A 4,256-nucleotide genomic window follows, 5' to 3' on the forward strand; every position below is an offset into this window, starting at 1 on the left:
GAAATTTGAAACAGCCCCCCCGGACGTTGACAAGTACTCACAGGCGGCGAAGCCGCGCGAGGTGCGCGGTACTGATCCGGGCGGCCTGCTCGGCGTCGCCGTCGGCGATCGCCTCCACCAGCAGTCGATGGACCTCCGCGTCGGGCTCACTGTGCGCGGTCAGGTCCAGCACGTCCATCAGGTCGAGCATCGCTTCGCGCAGCCGCGGGACGAACGTCTCGAACAATTCGGTCAGCACCGGGTTGTGCGCCGCGACCACGACCGTGCGATGCAGCGCGATGTCTGCGTCGACGAACGCGGCAGCCCCGGTCCCGGACGCCGCGGACCGTGCGTCCAGGGCCTGGCGGAGCGCCGCGACATCGTCCTCGTCGCGCCGGGCCGCCGCCAGCCGGGCCGCCTCGATCTCGACGGTGTTACGCACCTCGACGACGTGCCGGATCTCCTCGGTCCGGAGCACCCGGTCCCAGTCCTGCCGTGGCGACGACCTGCGGAGGAAGACGCCGGCCCCTTGCCGCGACTCGAGCATGCCGAGGCCCGCGAGCATCCGGACTGCCTCGCGCACCGTCGACCGTCCGACGCCCAGTTCGGCGGCCAGGGTGGTCTCGCCGGGGAGCTTGGCGTCGACCTCCCATTCACCGCTCTCTATCCGAGAGCGCAGCAGGTCCGCCGCCTGGTCCGTCAGCAGGTGGCGTCGTATCGACGAGGTCACGCAGAACTCCTCAGGTTGTCTGATGAGTGATTTTCTCCTAGTCTAGCGCCGTGGCGTTCCGTGGACTTCTCCTCCACTGCCGCGGCGGGGCCTGAAGGCCGGCACCCTGCCGCGGGGTTTCGCCGCGTCGGTCGTCTCGTGCACCCCATTCCGAGGAGAAGACCGTCATGACCAGCACCGTCCCCACCTGGAACACCCAGCAACCCTCGCCGATGCCCTCCGATCGCTACCGCGCGATCTGGGACCGCGTTCCCGTCCCCGACCTCGACCGCACCTGGCCGGCGCGACGCACCACCACCGCCCCGCTGTGGGTTCCCGTCGATCTGCGCGACGGCAACCAGGCCCTCGCCGAGCCGATGGATCCGGAGCGCAAACGCAGGTTCTTCGAACTGCTGATCTCGATCGGCTACAAGGAGATCGAGGTCGGATACCCGTCCGCGAGCCAGACCGATTTCGACTTCGTCCGCGACCTCGTGCGTCTGGACCTGGTGCCCGAGGACGTGACGATCGTCGTCTTCACCGCGGCCCGCGACGATCTGATCGCCAGGACGTACGAGGCGGTCGAGGGACTGCCGAACGTCGTGGTGCACATGTACACGGCGACGGCGCCGACGTGGCGCTCCGTCGTCCTCGGCAAGGACCGGAAAGCGCTGCACCGGTTGATCTTCGATGCAGCGCAGGAGGTGGCGCGCGGCGCCGGTGACCATCCGGGCCGGCGGTTCGAATTCTCACCCGAGGTGTTCAACCTGACCGAGCCGGACTTCGTGCTCGACGTGTGCAACAGCCTGACCCAGCTGTGGGACGCGAGCCCCGACCGTCCCGTGATCCACAATCTGCCTGCCACGGTGGAGGTCTCGACGCCCAACGTGTATGCCGACCAGATCGAGTACATGCACCGGCATCTGGAGCGGAGGGAGTCGGTCATCCTGTCGGTGCACCCGCACAACGACCGCGGCACCGGGGTCGCCTGCGCCGAACTGGCGGTGCTGGCGGGTGCGCAGCGGGTCGAGGGCTGCCTGTTCGGCAACGGTGAGCGGACCGGCAACGTCGATCTGGTGACGCTGGCCCTGAATCTGCACGCGCAGGGCGTCGACCCGATGATCGACCTCTCGGACATCGACACGGTGCGGCGAACCGTCGAGTACTGCAACCGGATTCCCGTTCACGAGCGGCATCCCTACGGCGGCGACCTCGTGTACACGGCGTTCTCCGGCACCCACCAGGATGCGATCAAGAAGGGATTCGCGGAGCATCGGGCGTCCGCAGCGGCAGCCGGGCTGGATGCGGGGAGCGCACCGTGGGCGGTGCCGTACCTGCCGATCGACCCGGCGGACGTGGGACGCGACTACCAGGCCGTCATCCGCATCAACAGCCAATCAGGCAAGGGCGGCATCGCGCACCTGCTGCAGACCGAATACGGTGTCACGCTGCCGCGGCGGCTCCAGATCGACTTCGCCGCGAAGGTGCAGGAGGCGGCGGACACGTCGGGGCTCGAGATCACGGCCGAGGAACTGTGGACACTGTTCTGCGCCGAGTACGGCTATCGGGGCGGCCTCGGCCGCTGGTCCGTCGAGCACGGCACGGACGGCGACCGGCTGTTCGTCGTGTTCGACGTCGACGGCGTGGAAGTGTCGGGCGAGGCGGTGGCCACCGGCCCTGTCGAGGCGATGACCCACGTCCTCGCGTCGAAGGGTGTGGAGGTGGACGTCCTCTCCCTGACCCAGCACTCGCAGAGGTCGGGTAGCGACAGCGCGGCGATCACGTTGGCGGAGTGCCGCGTCGGCGATCGGACGGTGTGGGGCATGGGCTCACACCAGTCGGTGACGGCCTCCGCGATCCGGGCGGTATACCGAGCCGTGAGTACTTGTTAACCCCCCGCGGTTGACAAGTACTCACGGGCGGCGAAGCCGCAAAGCCTCCGCAATCACGTCCGGGCGGTCCTCGGGCATCAACGTGTAGCTGTCCTCGACCTCCTGCAGTTCGGCGTGCGGGTACAGTTCGGCCAGGCGCCGGCCGTGGTCGCGGGGCATCACCTTGTCCTCGACGGCCCACAGCACGAGGACCGGCCGGTCGAAGCTCCGGTTCGCTTCCGCCCATTCCCGGAGCGTCGACTTCGGCGGCACCGACGTCGTGTACTTGCGCAGGTCTCGCCGGACCCGGCGGTCGGTGGTCGCAGGTCGGAACCACCCGTCCATCACCGACTTCGGTACGGGCCGCTTGCTCATCCAGCCCCACCCCGCGGGCGCCCGGCGCATCGCCCGGAATCGCAGCGCCTGCATGATCAACGCCAGACCACCGGGGATCGCCACCGCGATACCTATTGCGCGACCCGGAATTCCGGGCGGATAGTTGTCGAACGCCTCACACGGGGTGAGGACGAGAGCCCCGACGCGGCTGGTGTCGCCGAGCGCGATCAGCACCTGCGCGCCGCCCCAGTCGTTCTGCACGAGGGTGACGTCGGCAAGATCGAGCCGTTCGAGGAACTCCCCGATGAGTAGTCCGAGACCGCGTAGCGACAGGTCGGCGTCCTCTCGCATCGGAATGCGGTGCGCACCGAGCGGGAGGTTCGGGACGATGCAGCGGAAGTCCGGGGCGAGTCGCTCCACCACGCGTCGCCATACGGTGCCGCCGATCGTCAGCCCGGAGATGAACACGAGGACGGGGCCGTCGCCCCCGGTGTCCCGATACTCGACGGTGCCCGCGGAGAGCTCGATCTGCTTCATGGCACTCACTCCATTTGATAGATCGTTCTACTGAGAATCACGTTACGATGAGGTACGCACCGAGCGCAACGTCCGGAGGGCAGGAAAGTGAACGACACGAAGGCCCGGATCCTCGGCACCAGCAGCGACCTCTTCCGTCGCAACGGCTACACCGGGACCGGACTCAAGCAGGTCGCCACGGAGGCGCACGCCCCGTTCGGGTCGATCTACCACTTCTTCCCGGGCGGAAAGCAGCAACTCGGCGAGGAGGTCATCCGCTCGTCGGGCGAGGAGTACGCCCGGCTCGTGTTCTCCGTCCTCGACGCGCATCCCGACATCCTCGAGGGGATCGAGGTGGGGTTCCGGCTGGCGGGCGAGACCCTCGTGGCCACCGACTACGCGGACGCCTGCCCCATCGCCACGGTCGCACTCGAAGTCGCGAGCACCAACGAGGTGCTCCGCGTGGCCACGGCCGACGTGTTCACGAGCTGGATCGACTCGGGCAGCGCCCTGCTGCGCGCCCGCGGATTCGACGAGGCCGATGCGCGGCGTCTGATCCTCGGCTTCGTCACCAGCCTGGAGGGCGCGTTCGTCCTCGCCCGCGCGCTCCGCAGTACCGAACCACTCGACGCGGCCGGCGCCACCGTCCTCGCCGCCGCGCGGGCCTGCCTCCCACCACGTGAGTGAGAAAGCGCCCCCGGCCACACCGTGCCACTCACATGCGTCATGTGACAGGCGTCACATTCGGGTTGCGGAAGAAATTCACCGGGTTCATAGTTGAAGCTACAAGCACTTGAAGATTCAACTAATTGAGTCGACGATCCGAGGAGTTTTCATGACCACCG

At 68.0% G+C, this 4,256-nt stretch carries 4 protein-coding genes; 2 read left to right on the plus strand and 2 right to left on the minus strand.

Going from position 1 to position 4,256, the window contains the following annotated elements; translation table 11 throughout:
* Positions 1–37 precede the first annotated feature (37 nt).
* Positions 38–709: a FadR/GntR family transcriptional regulator gene (locus tag AZG88_RS24135; protein ID WP_005243768.1), complete on the minus strand. Its 672-nt coding sequence runs from the start codon at positions 707–709 to the stop codon at positions 38–40.
* A gap of 167 nt (positions 710–876) precedes the next feature.
* On the opposite strand from AZG88_RS24135, the gene AZG88_RS24140 reads away from it, so the two are divergent.
* Entirely contained in the window at positions 877–2,580 is a 1,704-nt protein-coding gene (locus AZG88_RS24140; RefSeq protein ID WP_061699459.1) for a 2-isopropylmalate synthase, read from the plus strand.
* Positions 2,581–2,601: 21 nt separating this feature from the next.
* Here AZG88_RS24140 and AZG88_RS24145 read toward each other — a convergent pair whose 3' ends face one another.
* Complete coding sequence (locus tag AZG88_RS24145) at positions 2,602–3,432, minus strand: alpha/beta fold hydrolase (RefSeq protein WP_061699460.1); 831 nt, start codon at positions 3,430–3,432, stop codon at positions 2,602–2,604.
* A gap of 87 nt (positions 3,433–3,519) precedes the next feature.
* On the opposite strand from AZG88_RS24145, the gene AZG88_RS24150 reads away from it, so the two are divergent.
* Positions 3,520–4,098, plus strand: coding sequence for a TetR/AcrR family transcriptional regulator (locus AZG88_RS24150; protein ID WP_061042478.1), 579 nt, complete (start codon positions 3,520–3,522; stop codon positions 4,096–4,098).
* The last annotated feature ends 158 nt before the right edge of the window (positions 4,099–4,256 follow it).

The sequence above is a fragment of the Rhodococcus sp. LB1 genome (genome assembly GCF_001583455.1).
Lineage (GTDB): Bacteria > Actinomycetota > Actinomycetes > Mycobacteriales > Mycobacteriaceae > Rhodococcus_F > Rhodococcus_F opacus.

Excerpts from the sequence above, each read along its gene's own strand:
- AZG88_RS24140 (WP_061699459.1), top strand. The coding sequence starts at position 877 with ATGACCAGCACCGTCCCCACCTGGAACACCCAGCAACCCTCGCCGATG.
- AZG88_RS24145 (WP_061699460.1), bottom strand. The coding sequence starts at position 3,432 with ATGAAGCAGATCGAGCTCTCCGCGGGCACCGTCGAGTATCGGGACACC.